This is a genomic window from Ferrovibrio sp. GW821-FHT12D07, assembly GCF_058807275.1.
In genome coordinates this window covers 193,374-208,094 of the sequence record NZ_JBXAQN010000002.1, presented here as the reverse complement: position 1 = coordinate 208,094, position 14,721 = coordinate 193,374, and the positions used below count along the sequence as shown (strand labels likewise).

Annotated in this window: 17 protein-coding genes; 6 read left to right on the top strand and 11 right to left on the bottom strand. The window is 63.8% G+C overall.

The window, feature by feature from the left end:
- Positions 1-74: 74 nt before the first annotated feature.
- The gene (locus tag AC1RRE_RS12790) at positions 75-587 is read left to right on the top strand and encodes a DUF1993 domain-containing protein (protein WP_492981568.1); all 513 of its coding nucleotides are present in this window, start codon (positions 75-77) and stop codon (positions 585-587) included.
- On the opposite strand, the gene AC1RRE_RS12785 is transcribed toward AC1RRE_RS12790, so the two are convergent.
- The 6 genes from AC1RRE_RS12785 to AC1RRE_RS12760 all read right to left on the bottom strand — a co-directional run bounded on the left by AC1RRE_RS12785 (position 584) and on the right by AC1RRE_RS12760 (position 4,895).
- Positions 584-1,456: an NAD-dependent epimerase/dehydratase family protein gene (locus AC1RRE_RS12785; RefSeq protein ID WP_492981567.1), complete on the bottom strand. Its 873-nt coding sequence runs from the start codon at positions 1,454-1,456 to the stop codon at positions 584-586. The two genes, AC1RRE_RS12790 and AC1RRE_RS12785, sit on opposite strands and share 4 nt — an antisense overlap.
- A 75-nt stretch (positions 1,457-1,531) precedes the next feature.
- Positions 1,532-1,951: a GNAT family acetyltransferase gene (locus AC1RRE_RS12780; RefSeq protein ID WP_492981566.1), complete on the bottom strand. Its 420-nt coding sequence runs from the start codon at positions 1,949-1,951 to the stop codon at positions 1,532-1,534.
- A 40-nt stretch (positions 1,952-1,991) separates the two neighbouring features.
- Positions 1,992-2,201, bottom strand: a complete 210-nt coding sequence (locus AC1RRE_RS12775) for a dodecin family protein (protein ID WP_492981565.1) — start codon at positions 2,199-2,201, stop codon at positions 1,992-1,994.
- A 149-nt stretch (positions 2,202-2,350) separates the two neighbouring features.
- Positions 2,351-3,139 carry an ABC transporter ATP-binding protein gene (locus tag AC1RRE_RS12770; protein WP_492981564.1) on the bottom strand — a complete coding sequence of 263 codons (789 nt, stop codon included), beginning with the start codon at positions 3,137-3,139 and terminating at the stop codon, positions 2,351-2,353.
- Positions 3,136-3,852 carry an ABC transporter permease gene (locus AC1RRE_RS12765; RefSeq protein ID WP_492981563.1) on the bottom strand — a complete coding sequence of 239 codons (717 nt, stop codon included), beginning with the start codon at positions 3,850-3,852 and terminating at the stop codon, positions 3,136-3,138. The genes AC1RRE_RS12770 and AC1RRE_RS12765 overlap by 4 nt, the downstream gene beginning before the upstream one ends.
- 89 nt (positions 3,853-3,941) lie before the next feature.
- A complete protein-coding gene (locus AC1RRE_RS12760; protein WP_492981562.1) occupies positions 3,942-4,895 on the bottom strand; it encodes an ABC transporter substrate-binding protein in 954 nt (317 codons plus the stop codon).
- Positions 4,896-5,076: 181 nt separating this feature from the next.
- Here AC1RRE_RS12760 and hutH point away from each other — a divergent pair, with 181 nt between their 5' ends.
- Together hutH and AC1RRE_RS12750 are read left to right on the top strand one after the other, a co-directional pair.
- Complete coding sequence (gene hutH / locus AC1RRE_RS12755) at positions 5,077-6,609, top strand: histidine ammonia-lyase (RefSeq protein ID WP_492981561.1); 1,533 nt, start codon at positions 5,077-5,079, stop codon at positions 6,607-6,609.
- A 157-nt stretch (positions 6,610-6,766) separates the two neighbouring features.
- Positions 6,767-7,036: an HU family DNA-binding protein gene (locus AC1RRE_RS12750; protein ID WP_492981560.1), complete on the top strand. Its 270-nt coding sequence runs from the start codon at positions 6,767-6,769 to the stop codon at positions 7,034-7,036.
- Positions 7,037-7,107: 71 nt separating this feature from the next.
- On the opposite strand, the gene AC1RRE_RS12745 is transcribed toward AC1RRE_RS12750, so the two are convergent.
- The 4 genes from AC1RRE_RS12745 to AC1RRE_RS12730 form a co-directional block, all read right to left on the bottom strand.
- Complete coding sequence (locus AC1RRE_RS12745; RefSeq protein WP_492981559.1) at positions 7,108-7,965, bottom strand: dienelactone hydrolase family protein; 858 nt, start codon at positions 7,963-7,965, stop codon at positions 7,108-7,110.
- 136 nt (positions 7,966-8,101) lie between these two features.
- On the bottom strand, positions 8,102-8,998 hold the full coding sequence (locus AC1RRE_RS12740) for a hypothetical protein (RefSeq protein ID WP_492981558.1): 897 nt from the start codon (positions 8,996-8,998) through the stop codon (positions 8,102-8,104).
- 121 nt (positions 8,999-9,119) lie between these two features.
- Positions 9,120-9,287 (bottom strand): hypothetical protein, encoded by a 168-nt coding sequence (locus tag AC1RRE_RS12735; protein WP_492981557.1) that lies wholly within the window; start codon positions 9,285-9,287, stop codon positions 9,120-9,122.
- A gap of 39 nt (positions 9,288-9,326) precedes the next feature.
- Complete coding sequence (locus AC1RRE_RS12730) at positions 9,327-9,992, bottom strand: hypothetical protein (protein WP_492981556.1); 666 nt, start codon at positions 9,990-9,992, stop codon at positions 9,327-9,329.
- A gap of 250 nt (positions 9,993-10,242) precedes the next feature.
- On the opposite strand from AC1RRE_RS12730, the gene AC1RRE_RS12725 reads away from it, so the two are divergent.
- Genes AC1RRE_RS12725 through der form a run of 3 tightly spaced genes read left to right on the top strand, consistent with a single transcriptional unit; the run spans position 10,243 to position 13,664 of the window.
- Complete coding sequence (locus AC1RRE_RS12725) at positions 10,243-10,893, top strand: tetratricopeptide repeat protein (protein WP_492981555.1); 651 nt, start codon at positions 10,243-10,245, stop codon at positions 10,891-10,893.
- Between the two features lie 15 nt (positions 10,894-10,908).
- A complete protein-coding gene (locus AC1RRE_RS12720; protein ID WP_492981554.1) occupies positions 10,909-12,243 on the top strand; it encodes a PQQ-like beta-propeller repeat protein in 1,335 nt (444 codons plus the stop codon).
- Between the two features lie 8 nt (positions 12,244-12,251).
- Positions 12,252-13,664, top strand: a complete 1,413-nt coding sequence (gene der, locus AC1RRE_RS12715) for a ribosome biogenesis GTPase Der (protein ID WP_492981553.1) — start codon at positions 12,252-12,254, stop codon at positions 13,662-13,664.
- A gap of 60 nt (positions 13,665-13,724) precedes the next feature.
- Here the strand turns inward: der and AC1RRE_RS12710 are convergent, their stop codons facing one another.
- Entirely contained in the window at positions 13,725-14,522 is a 798-nt protein-coding gene (locus AC1RRE_RS12710; protein ID WP_492981552.1) for a fumarylacetoacetate hydrolase family protein, read from the bottom strand.
- Between the last annotated feature and the right edge of the window lie 199 nt (positions 14,523-14,721).

Below are 14,721 nucleotides of genomic sequence, written 5' to 3'. Positions count from 1 at the left end.
GGGGACGGACCTGGCAGCGGAGGGCCCTCCAGTCCCGGAGGGAAGGGCTGCCAGTCTTATCTGGGAGATTTCAAATGTCATTGTCCATGCAGCAGGCCTCAGTGCCGGCGTTTACCCGTGCGCTCGATGTGCTGTCGGCGTTGCTCACCAAGGGCGAGGCCTATGCGGCCGAGAAGGGCCTGAAGGCCGGCGAGATTCTGGACGCGCGGCTGGCGCCGGACATGTTTCCGCTGACCCGCCAGATTCAGGCTGCCTGTGATGCGGCCAAGTTCGGTGTGGCGCGTCCGGCCGGTGTGACGCCGCCGAGCGATCCCGATACCGAGCAGACCTTCGCCGAGCTGCAGGCGCGCATCAAGAAGACGCGCGACTTCATTCAGGGTGTCGATGCCAGTGCTTTCACCGAGGCGGCGACGCGCCCGGTGAGCATGAAGACCCAGGCCGGAGAGTTGAGCTTCACCGGCCAGAATTACCTGCTGGCCTTCGCGCTGCCCAATTTCTATTTCCATGTCGTGACGGCCTACGACATCCTGCGGCACAAAGGACTGCCGCTGGTGAAGCGCGACTATCTCGGCGCGTTCACAAGTTAACGTCCGAAACCCTGCCGGAAGGTCGCGTAAAAGGGCTGCCAGTTCAGGGCAGCCCTGGCGCGCGCATTCTTCAGTCGGAAGGACGGGAAGCCGGCCGGCGCGCCAGTCTCGGGTGCGGGCAGGTTGAGGCTGTCGGCGATGAAGCGGAATACATCGCCCCATTGCGCTGGACCATCGTCGCAGACGATCAGGGTCTGGCGCGACGGCCAGCGCTGCACGGCGGCGACGGTGGCGGCCGCCATGTCGGCGATATGCACCAGCGAGACATAATCCGTGCCGTCGCCCGGGATGCGCAGCTTGCCGGCCGCCGCACTGCCGAACCAGCGATCGTCGAAGCCGGTGCCGGGACCATAGAATAACCCACCGCGCAGGATGGCCCAGTCCAGCCCCGAGGCCGTGATGGTCGCTTCCATCTCCAGCGCCGCGGTGATGGCGCGCGTGGCGATGGTGTCGGTTGCTGGCTTGTAGATATGGTCCTCATCCGTCCAGGCATCGCTGCCCGAGGCATTCACGAAGCTGATGCTCTGCTGGATGATGCGACCGACGCCGGCCTTGCGGCAGGCGGCGATGAAATTCGGCGCGCCTTCGATACGCAGCTTGTCATTGGCGGCAAAGTCGCCGCGACCGCTGGGGCCGGGCAGGGTGGTCGCCAGGTTGATCGCGATGGCGCAGCCCTTGAAGGCCGCCGCCATGCTGTCGGTATCAAAAATATCACCCGTCTTCACCGTGGCGCCGCAGGCACGCGCGACGCCGGCGGCTTCGGGGCGGCGGACAATGGCGGTGACCGGATATCCGGCAGCGCTCAGCCGCGGGATCAGGTGGCGGGCATAGACGCCGTTGGCGCCGAGGACGGCAATCGCTTCTTTCATGACGGCTCCCTCCCGGAACGGGGCAGAAGCCTAGGCTGATGCACGGGTCTCGCTCAAGCCCGACGTAACGGAAGGCTATTTGTCGTCGAAACGCCGGCTGAAGATCACGCGTGGTTCTTCGGTATAGCCGAGCGCATCATAGAAGGCGCGCACCTTGTCGTTCTCGGGCCGCACCATCAGCATCACCTTCGGGATGCCGCGGGCTTTCACCCAGTCCTCGGCGGCGGCCACCATCTGGCGGCCGAGGCCGGCTTTCTGCTGGCTGGGTGAGACGGCAAGGTAATAGAGCCAGCCACGATGGCCGTCATGGCCGACCATCACTGTCGCAATCACGGCGCCGCCCTTGTCGGCGCCGACAAGAATGGTCGATTCCGGTTTCGACACGCAGGTATCGATGTCGCTGCCCGGGTCATTCCACGGCCGCGTCAGGCCGCAGGTCTCCCACAGGGCAATCACGGCATCGCGGTCGGTGGAGAAATAAGAGCGTATATTCATTCTTGGAACAGGTCCGGCCGCAATGCCGTGATCTCCGATATCAGCCTTCGTATTTGAACGAGACCTTGAGTTTCGCGCGGTAGGCTTCGATCTTGCCGTTATTCATCTGCATATCAAGCTGCACCACTTCGGCTACACGTAAATCGCGCAGCGATTTGGAGGCACGGTCGACGGCGGCCTTGGCTGCCTTTTCCCAGGACTCCTTGTTGGTGCCGACGATTTCGATGACTTTGTAGACGCTATCGGCCATGACGTTCTCCCGGTTGCCTGTTGGGCTGCGGGTCATCGCGAACCGCCGCGACGATGCGCAGCATGTGAACCCGTTTCTTTGACGGGCCATGGCAAGCCTAGACCGGTTATCTGGAACCCGGAAGCGGAATGTAGGACGAACCGGGAGGGTTAGTGCTCGCTTTGGGCGGCACGGATGGACTCCACGCGGATTTCCTCGGTCAGCCGTGCCTTGTAGGCGGCGAATTCCGGCGTGGTCTTCACCGTGTAATGGCGCGGATGCGGCAGGTCGATGCCGATGTCGCATTTCACCTTGCCGGGACGGGCGGTCATCACCAGCACGCGGTTGGCCATGAAGATGGCCTCGTCGATGTCGTGGGTGACGAACAGCACGGTCTTCTTGTCGGCTTCCCAGATGCCGAGCAGCAGCTCCTGCATCAGTGCGCGGGTCTGGTTGTCCAGCGCACCGAAGGGTTCGTCCAGCAGCAGGATCTTCGGGTCGTTGGCCAGTGCACGCGCCAGCGCCGTGCGCTGCTGCATGCCGCCCGACAGCATCTTGGGGAAGTGGTTCTCGAAACCCTTGAGGCCGACCTGGTTGATATAGTGGTCGGCGATCTCGTCCTGCCGTTTCTCGGCCACGCCTTTTTCGCGCAGGCCGAAGCAGATGTTCTGCCGCACGGTCAGCCAGGGGAAGAGGGTGTAGGACTGGAACACCATGCCGCGATCCGGGCCGGGCTGGCTGACCACGGCGCCGTCCAGCAGCACCTGGCCAGTGGTCGGCTGGTCGAGGCCCGCGACGATGCGCAGCATCGTGCTCTTGCCGCAGCCCGAGGGGCCCAGAACGGTGATGAAGTCGTTGTCCTCGACCGACAGCGTGGTCGGTTCCAGCGCGCGGGTCGGTTCTCCACCGCGCACGCCGGGGAAAACGCGACTGACGTTTTCGATGCGAAGCTTGCTCACTTGATGAAATACCAGGGATAGAGGCGCTGGTTGGCCTGCTTGAACAGGAAGTCGGAGACCAGTCCGATCAGGCCGATGATGAAGATGCCGAAGATCATCTGTCCGGTATCCAGCAGGCGCTGGCTGTCCATGATCATATGGCCGATGCCGCTCTGCGCGCCGATCAGCTCGGCGACGATCACATAGGTCCAGGCCCAGCCCAGCACCAGGCGCAGCGTCTCGGCGATCTGCGGCGCGGCGCCGGGCAGCAGCACGCGCAGCACGATACCCCAGCGTTTGGCCCCCAGCGTCTTGGAGGCTTCAACCAGGTCCATGCGGCTGCCGCCGACGATCACGGCGACCATCAGTACGATCTGGAAGAAGGAGCCGATGACGATGACGGAAAGCTTCTGCGCCTCGCCCACGCCGGCCCACAGGATCAGCAGCGGAATGAAGGCGGAAGCCGGCAGGTAGCGGGCAAACGAGATGAAGGGTTCGAAAAAGGCCTCCACGCTCTTGAAGGCGCCCATCATGATGCCCAGCGGCACGGCAAAGACCGCAGCAATGATGAAGCCGCCGATCACGCGCCAGATGGTGACGCCAATATCGGCGTGGAAATTATACTGGGTGAACAGTTCGACGCCGGACTTCGCGGCTTTCAGCGGATCGGCGAGGAACAGCGGCGGCACGATGCCGCCGAAGGTCACGCCGCCCCACAGAGCGAAGAACAGCACGAAAAAGAGAATCCCCAGGGCGGTACGCCGCCCCGGGGACACGGGTTTCAATGGTTCGAACACGAAACGCCTTTACGCGATAAGAGGGCTTACTTGATGAAGCTGTCGTCAACCATCGGCTTGAGGTCGGGGATCGCCTTGATCACGCCGGCTTCGAGCTGGATATCGGCCGCTTCCTTCATGAAAGCCTGCAGGTCGCCCTTGAAATAGGCCTGGTTGGCGGCCTTGTCCTGCCAGGCGATGTTGGCGGCCGAACCGGCGAACTGTTCCGCCGTCTGCTTCACCTTGGCGCCCATGATCTCGTTCGACTTGGCCGGTTCCTTCTTGATCATGTCCAGCGCGTCGAAGAAGCCGTTGACCACGCCCTGCACGACCTTCGGGTTCTTCTTGATGTAGTCGGGCTGGAAGGCGACCATGTCGACGACGACCGGATAGTCCAGCGTGGTCAGCAGGATCTTGCCGGCGTTCGGGGCATTGCGCACCGACGATAGATACGGCTCATAGGTCAGCGCCGCGTCATACTGGCCGGCGATGAAGGCCTGGGCGGCCGGCTGCGGGCCGAGCGTTGCGAACTGCACGTCCTTGGCGCTCATGCCGTTGCGCTTCATGAAGGCGATCAGCGTGAAATAGGGCGTGGTGCCGGCGCCGTCGACGGCGATGGTCTTGCCCTTCAGGTCGGTGATCTTGTTGATGTTGCTGCGGACAGCCAGGCCGTCGCCGCCCTTCGACTTGTCGAGCAGCAGCACCTGGGCCAGCGGGATGCCGGCGGCCGAGTAGGAGATGAAGGTGTCGACCGTGGTGGCGACCGCCTGGGTGGCGCCGGCCGCGACGGTGAGGTGACGTTCCTTCTGCGGGATGAACTTGATCTCGACATCGACGCCGTTCTTCTTGAACAGGCCGGCCTCGGCGGCGAGCGTCAGCGGCGCGAAGCCAGTCCAGCCGCTCATGCCCAGCACGATCTTCGGCATGTCCTGCGCCATTGCCGGCGCGGCAGCCAGAAGGGCCGCGGTGGCGGCAGCAGTCATCATCCAAGTCTTCGTCATGTCCCAGAACCCCCGCTCTATGTCATGTCCCCAAAATGGGGGCGCTGCGGCCCTCATGGCCACAACGCGGATGCACAATTAAAGACCGGGCGGGTAAGGACGGCAAGACAAATAATCATGTATAGACAAGTGAGCCCGGCCGGCCTTACCCTGCCTCTATCGGATGCAGCGGAGACTCGCCATGCGCTACTCACTGGTGCCCGGAAAACTACCGCTGACGGACATCGCCGCGCTGTATCGCGCGCCTGGCGCGATCAGCGTTGTGCTCGATAATGCGGCACGTGCGCCTGTGGATAACGCGGCGCGGCTGGTGACGCAGGCGGCGAATGGCGATGCACCGGTCTACGGCATCAACACCGGTTTCGGCAAACTGGCAAAAGTGCGCATCGCGCCTGATCAGGTCGCTGAACTGCAGCGCCGTCTGGTGCTCAGTCATGCCGTGGGCACCGGTCCACTGCTGCCTGATGCCGTCGTACGATTGATCCTGCTGCTGAAGATCAACAGCCTCGCGCAGGGCCTGTCGGGCGTGCGCTGGGAGACGATCGCCGCGCTTTGCGCCTTGCTGAATGCCGATGTGCTGCCCTGCGTGCCGGCGCAAGGGTCGGTCGGCGCGTCCGGCGATCTCGCGCCGCTGGCGCATCTGGTGCTGCCGCTGATCGGTGAAGGGACTGTGCGCATCGATGGCGTCGAACACTCTGCCGCGGATGGCCTGAAGAAAGCCGGGTTGCAGCCGCTGACGCTCGGGCCTAAGGAGGGCCTGGCGCTGCTGAACGGCACACAGGTCTCGACGGCGCTCGCCCTGGCCGGCTTGTTTGCGGCCGAGGACATGACGGCGTCTGCATTGGTCACCGGCGCGCTCAGCACCGATGCAGCCGCTGGCAGCGACACGCCGTTTGATCCGCGCATCCATGCCGCGCGTGGCCAGCCGGGCCAGATCGTGGTGGCCGACCTGCTGCTGCATCTGCTGGAAGGCTCGCAGATTCGCGCTTCGCACCGCACCGGTGACGAGCGCGTGCAGGACCCGTATTGCCTGCGCTGCCAGCCGCAGGTGATGGGTGCGGTACTCGATATCCTGCGCAACGCCGCTGTCACGCTGGGCCGCGAGGCCAATGGCGTGTCCGACAATCCGCTGGTTTTCGGCGAGGGCGAGATTCTGTCCGGCGGCAACTTCCATGCCGAACCCGTGGCTTTTGCCGCGGACATCATCGCGATTGCGCTGACCGAGATCGGCAATATCGCCGAACGCCGCATCTCGCTGCTGGTCGATCCGGTGCTGAGTGGCCTGCCGGCGTTTCTGGCGCCGAACCCGGGCATCAACTCGGGCTTCATGATCGCGCAGGTAACGGCGGCGGCGCTGGCGTCGGAGAACAAGCAGCGCGCCCATCCGGCCAGCATCGACACCATCCCGACCTCGGCCAACCAGGAAGATCATGTCTCGATGGCGGCGCATGCCGGCTATCGCCTGCTGGCCATGGCGGAGAATCTCGCCGGCATTCTCGCCGTCGAATGGCTGTCGGCGGCGCAGGGCGTCGATCTGCGCAAGCCGTTGGCCACATCGCCGCGCCTGCTGGCGGCGCACAAAATCCTGCGCGACCGCGTCGCCTTCATGCCCGAGGATCGCTATCTCGCGCCCGATCTGGCAGCGGCGAAAAGCCTGCTGCAGGCCGGCACGTTGCGCGAGCTACTTGGTCACGATCTGCTGACCCAGGATTGACGAATCGCGCAACCACCGATTCACCGCACTGCACAAGGGTTTTTGCCACCTTGGTGCGGCTTGTATGGCCCGGCGGATATGCTACCTCGGGGTACCCGCTGCGGATCGTCCGATTCTGTTTGGCGGGCGTATATATCCGCAGATTTGGGAGAGGGTCATGAACAAGGCTGATTTGATCGAGATCGTGCGCGACACCGCTGGCAGCACCAAGGCTGCGGCCGGTGAAGCGGTGGATGCCATTTTCGAGGCGATGGCAAAGTCGCTGAAGAAGGACGGCAGCTTCACCATCGTCGGTTTCGGCACCTTCAAGGTGTCCAAGCGCGCCGCCCGCAAGGGCCGCAATCCGCAGACCGGCGAGACGATCAAGATCGCTGCATCGAAGTCGGTGCGCTTCAAGGCCTCGACGAGCCTGAAGGGCCGTCTCTAAAGTCTTCGCCGTCAAGGCATGAAAAAGCCCGCAGTTTCCTGCGGGCTTTTTTTATTCCTGATGTGAGGGCTTCAGCCCATGCGCATCTTGAAGAAGGCCACCGCCTTGCCGAAGCCGTCTTCGGCCTGCTCCTTGCGGTAGCTCGGGCGATAGTCGGCATGGAAGGCATGCGGCGTGTCGGGATAGACGTAGAAGACGGCGAACTTCTTCTCGGCTTCCAGCGCCGCCTTCATGCGGTCGACGGTGTCGTTCGGGATGCCCTGGTCGGCGCCGCCATACAGGCCCAGCACAGGGGCCTTCAGCTGCTTGACCAGATCGATCGGATGCTTCGGCGTCAGGTCGGTCGACTGGCCGACCAGACGGCCGTACCAGGCCACGCCGGCCTTCACCTTCGGGTTATGCGCGGCATAGAGCCAGGTGATGCGGCCGCCCCAGCAGAAGCCGGTGATGCCCAGCTTGTTGGCGTTGCCGCCGTTCTTGGCGGCCCAGGCGGCAGTGGCGTCCAGATCGGCCATCACCTGCGCATCCGGCACCTTGGCGGCGGCAGCCTGCGCGCCGGCCATGTCGGTCACCTTGCTCATGTCGGCCTGGCGGGCATAGAGATCGCCGGCGATCGCCTGGAAGCCCTGCTTGGCAAAGCGGCGGCAGGTGTCCTTGATGTATTCGTGCACGCCAAAGATTTCCTGCACCACCAGGATGGTGGGGAAGGGACCGGCACCGGCCGGCTGGGCGCGATAGGCCTTCATGGTGCCGCCCGGCACGGGGATGTTCACTTCGCCCGCGGTCAGCCCGGTGTCATCGGTCTTGATGGCGGTCTGACCCATCACCGGGCCGGCGGCCACAGTGAAGCCGGTGATCAGGCTGGTCGCCATGAAGCTGCGGCGGTTGAAGTCGACTTTCGGCATCAGGCTCAGCAGATCGGCATTCATGGATTTTCCTCCTCAGGAAATAGCCGGCAAAACAGACGCGACAGGATAGAGGGGAGGCCCCATATCCTGTCGATAAAAAAGATGTGAGAATCAGCAGATATCGGACGAAATGTCCGACGATCGGCTGATCCCGTCCTCAGATCGTCTTGTTCAGGCTCTCGCCGGGCTTCGGTGGCAGGGATATGACAGCCGAACCATTGCCTTTATTGGTGCCGTCCGTGGGGCTTTCAATTGGATTGCGATCTCGCAGCCACACCTTGTCTTCGTCATCCTTGTCGTCGTCCTTCCTACCTGCCGCTGTCTTCAGCAGCTGCAGAGCGATCTCTGCCTTCGAAGTGTAGGTAACGGCGAGTGCTGCCTCGGTCTCGGCGGCGTCGGAGGCATCCTCGGCCTTCTCGGCGAGTTCCTTCTTCGCCTCGTCGGACAGTTCGACCTTGTCGTCTGGTTCGTGGCCGGTCTCGGGACCATACAGGCGCCGTGCATCCGCCACGGCTTTTTCTAACTGCTCTTTATAATTGGCGAGGTTGGCCTTCACGCCTTCAATGCCGGTATAAGGCGTAGTAATGGTTTCCCAGATGCCGCCGGCCTCGATATGGAGCTTGCCGCCACCGAACAGCAGCTTCTGTTCGTTTTCATTGAAGCTGTTGAAGATGTCGAGGTAACGCTGATAGCCGGCTTCCCAGCCCTTGTTTGCGTCTCTGCGCGCCAGTTGGCCCTGCAGTTGATAGTACTTTTCAGCAAGCTGTTCCGAGTACCGTCCGAAATCCGTTTCCGCGCTTGCCCGCTTTACAGCTTGCAGGCCGTCGGGACCATCCAGGCCGAATGCTTTGTGTATCTCGCCGCCGTACGCGAGCAGACCGTGCAGAGTGGCTGAGGCATCCAACTTGTCGTCGAAGCTGGCCTTGTCATCCGGATTGCCCTTGAGGCGTTCCAGCAGTTGGGCGATCTGGTCCCTGAGGGCCTGCTTCTGCCCGTCGGAGATCGGGGCAACCTGTGCAGGCGAGGCAGCAGACGTTGTTGCAGCAACAGCCATGGCAAGCTCCTTCTGAGCGGTTTCTGCATGGCTTTCTTGCCACGCGATAACAGCGCAGAAACTACTGCCCGCTCAGTAACCGGAGCAATTCACGATGTGGGGAGCGACACCCGTATGCTGCTTAGCGCAGCAGCTCGTAGCCGAAGCTGACCACGGCGAAGATCGCCAGCCAGATCGCGACGAACAGCAGAATTCTGCCACTCTTCCAGGGCAAGCGCAGCGCGGCCGGCAGGATCAGCAGCACGCACATGAGAAGGGCGGCGAGTTGCAGCCAGTTTGCCTGACTCATCTCGCCGCCCTGAAGCGAATGGCCTGAATGACGATGAGGTCAGTCAGCCGAGGACACCTTGGTGCCGCCCGGACGCTGGCACTGGCGATAGAGTGAATCCGCACCGGGCTCCTTGAAGGAGAGGAAGCGCATCTCCAGGCCGCTGACTACCTTGTAGGACGGATGTTCGGTCGCAGTCGGGCCCTGATACTTCGCCGGCAGGGTATGAACCACCGACAGCACGCGCTCGGGGCTGATGCGCATTTCGATCTTGCCGCCATCGACGCTCTTCTCGCTGGCGCAGACCTTGCCCAGATAGCGGTCGAAGCTCTTCACCCGGTCGTATTTCGGATCGGCGACGCCATCGGGTACATCGCTGCCCGCGCTGCTGGCGATCAGGGCCGGGCGGTATTTGTGGAATTCGGCGGTGGCAACGACAATGCTGCCATAGGGGAAGAAGATTTCGACATCGTCGAGGCGGGCATGCTCGCCCAGGCGGCCATCCACCACCGGCAGTTCGATCACGCGATAGCTGGGCAGGCGGGTGACGTCTTCGTTGAGGCGGATCATGCCGCGGTCATTGCCGCGATCTTTGGCCCGCTCGACCTCGAAAGGCACCGGTGCGGTTGGCTTGTCCCGCTTGCCCTGGGCCTGAGCGGTGAGCGGCGCGAAGCCGACGACAAAAGCAGCAGATGCGGCTGCTGCCGCAATCCAAAGTCGACGCATGAAGGTCCCCCCTCGAAGCGGATCGCCTGACTGGCGAGTCGGGCGACAGTCGCCCTTGTTTTTCCCTAATGTAGCGCGAGCCTAGCCGTTTTTGCGATTCCTGCCAAGAGTCTATTAGTTATCAAATGGTTACTGGAAAAATTGGGAGTCTTCCGGGCTTTGCCATCGCCGGGCGATCCGGGTAAGGTACGGCCGCTTTTCAGGCCGACCTGTTTACCGGGCCGGCCTGTTGTCGCTTGAGGAGTGTGGCGTGGCCAATTTCATTGAGGAAGTTGACGAGGATGTCCGGCGCGACCGGATGGAGGCGCTGTGGAAGCGCTACAGCCCCGTTGCCATCGGCGCTGTCGTCCTTCTGCTGCTGGCCGTGGCCGGTCATCAGGTATGGAAGAGCTGGGAAACCGACAAGGCCAACGCCGCCGGCACGGCCTTCACCGCTGCGCTGACCCAGGCACAGGCCGGCAAGCCGGCCGAGGCCGCGCAGGCGCTGGCCGATCTGGCCAAGACCGCGCCGAAGGGCTATGCGCAGATCGCGCGCTTCCAGCAAGCTGCGATGCTGATCGAAGCCAAGGATATGACCGGCGCCATCGCCGTTTATGATGCCATCGCCGCCGACAGCAGCTTTGACGCCGGCTTCCGCGATCTCGCCCGCTATCTTGCCGCCTTCCATGGCTTCGACACGCTGGACGCCGATCAGCTGCGTGGCCGGCTCGCCGTGATCAAGGGCGACAGCCCGTGGTCGGCGAATGCGCGCGAGATGCAGGCGATGGTCGATCTCAAGGCCGGCAACAGCGAGGGCGCGCGCAAGCAGCTGACCGCGCTGGCTGACGATCCGCTGGTGCCGACCGGCCTGCGTGGCCGTGCGGCAGAACTGCTCGCCGCGCTCGGCGGCCCCGTCCAGTAAACAGAAAGCTCGTCCATGAAGCGCTTCGCCGTTCTGGTTCTTGCCGCTTTCAGCCTTGCCGCCTGCGATACGGTGGAGGATTGGTTCGGTGCCAGCGAGAAACCGCAGGCCATCGTCGGCGAGCGTATCTCGGTGCTGGCCTTCGACAGCCAGCTCGATCCCGATCCGCAGCTGGCCGATACACCAGTCAGCCTGCCCAAGCCGTGGAAGAACCCTGACTGGCCGCAGGCCGGCGGCTATCCCGGCCATGCGATGCAGCATCTGGCAGTCGGTGACAGCCTGCGCCGCGCCTGGAGCGCCGATATCGGCACGGCCGCCGATGACGCGCAGAAGATTCTGGCCCAGCCGGTCGTGGCCGAAGGCCGCGTCTTCACCATGGATGCTGCGGCCCGTGTCAGTGCCTTCGATGTCGCCAACGGCCGCCGGCTGTGGCGCATCGAACTGACGCCGAAGCGCGAAGACGAAGGCGCACTCGGCGGCGGCCTGGCCTATCATATGGGTAAGCTGTTCGTGACCACCGGCTATGGCGACGTGATCGCGCTGGAACCCAGCAGCGGCCGCGCCTTCTGGGTCGCCACGCTGAAGCAGCCGATCCGCGGCGCGCCGTCGGCCGACGGCAGCCGCGTGTTCGTCATCACCTATGACAACCAGATGCATGCGCTGGATATCGAGCGCGGCGAGGAACTCTGGACCCATACCGGCATCACCGAAGCGGCTGGTTTCCTCGGCGCTGCCAATCCGGCGATCGAGAACAACATCGTCATCACGCCGTACTCTTCGGGCGAACTGCTGGCGCTGCGCGGCGATACCGGCGTCGTTGCCTGGTCGGAACAGCTGGTCCGCACCTCGGCCCGCATCAGCCAGGCCGGCGCGCTGAACGACATCAACGGCCGTCCGGTGATCGATCGCGGTCGCGTTTACGCCGTCAGCCAGTCGGGCCGCTTCGTCGCCATCGACCTGCGCACCGGCGAGCGTGTCTGGGAACGCGTCATCCCCAGCGTGCAGACGCCCTGGGTTGCCGGCGACTACATCTACGCCATCACCATCGACGCGGAAATCCTGTGCATGTCGCGCCGCGACGGCAAGGTGAAATGGATCCGTCAGCTGCGTCGCTATGAAGACCCCAAGGCCAAGACCAACAAGGGCATCATCAACTGGTACGGCCCGGTTCTGGCCGGCGATCGTCTGCTGGTGGCCTCCACCGATGAGCGCGTGCTGTCGCTGTCGCCCTATACCGGCGACCTGATCGGCGCGATGTCGCTCTCCGACAAGGCGGCGCAGCCGCCGGTGGTCGCCGATGGCACGGTCTATATCGTAACCGACGACGCGAAGCTGATCGCGCTGCGTTAAGGACACCAATGCCTGCCAAGATTGCCATTGTCGGCCGACCCAATGTCGGCAAGTCGACGCTGTTCAACCGTCTGGTGGGCAAGCGGCTTGCTATTGTCGACGACACACCCGGCGTGACGCGCGACCGGCGCGAGGGTGCTGCGCGCCTGGGCGACCTGGAATTCACCGCCGTCGACACCGCCGGCCTGGAAGATGCCGATAGCGAGACCATGGCCGGCCGCATGCGGCTGCAGACCGAGGTAGCGGTGCGCGAGGCCGACGCGGTGCTGTTCGTGATCGACGGCCGCGCCGGCGTCACGCCGGACGACAAGCATTTCGCCAACTGGCTGCGCAAGCAGAAGACACCGGTGCTGCTGCTCGCCAACAAATGCGAAGGCGGGGCGGGCAAGACCGGCGTGGGCGAGGCCTACGGTCTTGGCTTCGGCGATCCGCTGCCGGTCTCGGCCGAGCATGGCGAGGGGCTGTACGACCTGGCCATCGCGCTGCTCAAGCATATCGGCCATGGCGGCAGCGATGCCGTTCCCGGCGATGAAACCGACCTGCTCGATGACGTGCAGGCCGATATCGACATCGACCCCGATGCCGAGACGCCGATTGACGATACCTCGCGCCCGATCCAGCTTGCCATCGTCGGCCGGCCCAATGCCGGCAAGTCGACCCTGATCAACAAGCTGATCGGCAGCGACCGCCTGCTCACGGGCCCCGAGCCGGGCCTGACCCGCGACGCCATCGCCATCAAGTGGGAATACGAAGGCCGCGAGATTCGCCTGGTGGATACCGCCGGCATGCGGCGCAAGGCACGCGTCGAGCAGAAGCTGGAAAAGCTGTCGGTCGCCGACAGCTTGCGCACCATCCGCATGGCGCAGGTCGTGGTGCTGGTGCTGGACGGCGCGCTTGGCTTCGACAAGCAGGACCTCACCATCGCCGACCATGTGCTGTCCGAAGGGCGCGCGCTGGTCCTCGCGGTGAACAAGTGGGATGCCGTCGAGGATCGCGCGCTGACCTTGAAGGATATCGAGGACCGGCTGGAGCGCTCGCTGCCGCAGGCGCGCGGCGTTCCCGTCATCACTTTCTCGGCGCTCACCGGCCGCCATCTGGATCGCCTGCTACCTGCCGTGATGGCGCAGTACCAGCGCTGGAACACCCGCATCCGCACCGCGCAGCTCAATCGCTGGCTCGACGAAGCGACCCAGCGCAACGCGCCGCCGCTGGCCGGCGGCCGCACCGTGCGCATCCGCTATGCCACCCAGGTCAAGGCGCGTCCGCCGACCATTGCGCTGTTCGCGCCGCGCGCCGAGTTCATTCCGGAATCCTACCTGCGCTACCTGATCAACGGCCTGCGCGAAATCTTCGACCTACAGGGCGTGCCGATCCGCATGCATCTGCGCAAGGGCAAAAATCCCTTCGTCGACGAGGAGTGAAACTGAAACGGGCAGCCTGATAAGGCTGCCCGTTTTGCATTCCGGCGAAAGGGACTGGTGTCAGGTGATCTTGATCGACAGATCAGGCAGGCCGGCGATCTTGCACAGCAGCACGTCGCCCTTCACCACCGGACCGACATTTTCCGGCGTGCCGGAATAGATGATGTCGCCCGCCTTCAGCTCGAAGGCTTCCGAGAGTTTTGAAATCTGCTCGGCCACGCTCCAGATCATGTTGGCCAGATCGGACTTCTGCCGCACCGTGCCGTTCACGGCGAGCGAGATGTCGCCCTTGGTGAAATGCCCGGTCTTGGCGACGGGATGGATCGGCCCGATGGGCGCCGACATGTCGAAGCTCTTGCCGATCTCCCAGGGTTTCTTTTCGTCGCCCATGGCGCGCTGCAGGTCGCGCCGCGTCATGTCGAGGCCGAGCGCATAGCCGTAGACATGCTGCAGCGCCTTGTCGGTGGGGATGTTGCGGCCGCCGGATTTCAGCGCCGCCACCAGCTCCACCTCGTGATGATAGTTCTTGGTCAGCGTCGGATAGGGATGGTCGGCGCTGCCGCCGGCCGGCACCAGCTGGATCGCATCGGTCGGCTTCTGGAAGAAGAAGGGCGGCTCGCGGTTGGGATCGGAGCCCATCTCGCGCGCATGGGCGGCATAGTTGCGGCCGATGCAGTAGATGCGGCGCACCGGAAATACCTGGTCCGAGCCGACGATGGGGATGGTGGTCTGCCGCACCGTGAAGGCGGGCTTCGGCGTGGCGGCGGCTTCGGCCGTGGATGCAGCCGTGCCGGCCAGCGCCAGGCCTGCTGCGCCTAGCGCGGCGGTTTTTAGATGGTCGCGACGGGTCTGGTTCATCGGGTTCCTCCTGTTTTATGGTTGCTGCCAGTCTACACGATTCGACGGCGTGGCAGTCGTGGCATCGGCATAACTTTTCCATCAATAACTGCTGGTTGGATCGCGGCCTGCCGCATACCAGCGAAATCGCACCGGTGAAATCAGCCAGTGAAATCAGCCAGTGAAATCAGCCAGTGAAATCAGCCAGTGAAATCAGAAG

Excerpts from the sequence above, each read along its gene's own strand:
- der (WP_492981553.1), top strand. The coding sequence starts at position 12,252 with ATGCCTGCCAAGATTGCCATTGTCGGCCGACCCAATGTCGGCAAGTCG.
- AC1RRE_RS12750 (WP_492981560.1), top strand. The coding sequence starts at position 6,767 with ATGAACAAGGCTGATTTGATCGAGATCGTGCGCGACACCGCTGGCAGC.
- AC1RRE_RS12720 (WP_492981554.1), top strand. The coding sequence starts at position 10,909 with ATGAAGCGCTTCGCCGTTCTGGTTCTTGCCGCTTTCAGCCTTGCCGCC.
- AC1RRE_RS12735 (WP_492981557.1), bottom strand. The coding sequence starts at position 9,287 with ATGAGTCAGGCAAACTGGCTGCAACTCGCCGCCCTTCTCATGTGCGTG.
- AC1RRE_RS12775 (WP_492981565.1), bottom strand. The coding sequence starts at position 2,201 with ATGGCCGATAGCGTCTACAAAGTCATCGAAATCGTCGGCACCAACAAG.
- hutH (WP_492981561.1), top strand. The coding sequence starts at position 5,077 with ATGCGCTACTCACTGGTGCCCGGAAAACTACCGCTGACGGACATCGCC.
- AC1RRE_RS12760 (WP_492981562.1), bottom strand. The coding sequence starts at position 4,895 with ATGACGAAGACTTGGATGATGACTGCTGCCGCCACCGCGGCCCTTCTG.
- AC1RRE_RS12730 (WP_492981556.1), bottom strand. The coding sequence starts at position 9,992 with ATGCGTCGACTTTGGATTGCGGCAGCAGCCGCATCTGCTGCTTTTGTC.
- AC1RRE_RS12740 (WP_492981558.1), bottom strand. The coding sequence starts at position 8,998 with ATGGCTGTTGCTGCAACAACGTCTGCTGCCTCGCCTGCACAGGTTGCC.
- AC1RRE_RS12785 (WP_492981567.1), bottom strand. The coding sequence starts at position 1,456 with ATGAAAGAAGCGATTGCCGTCCTCGGCGCCAACGGCGTCTATGCCCGC.
- AC1RRE_RS12710 (WP_492981552.1), bottom strand. The coding sequence starts at position 14,522 with ATGAACCAGACCCGTCGCGACCATCTAAAAACCGCCGCGCTAGGCGCA.
- AC1RRE_RS12790 (WP_492981568.1), top strand. The coding sequence starts at position 75 with ATGTCATTGTCCATGCAGCAGGCCTCAGTGCCGGCGTTTACCCGTGCG.
- AC1RRE_RS12780 (WP_492981566.1), bottom strand. The coding sequence starts at position 1,951 with ATGAATATACGCTCTTATTTCTCCACCGACCGCGATGCCGTGATTGCC.
- AC1RRE_RS12745 (WP_492981559.1), bottom strand. The coding sequence starts at position 7,965 with ATGAATGCCGATCTGCTGAGCCTGATGCCGAAAGTCGACTTCAACCGC.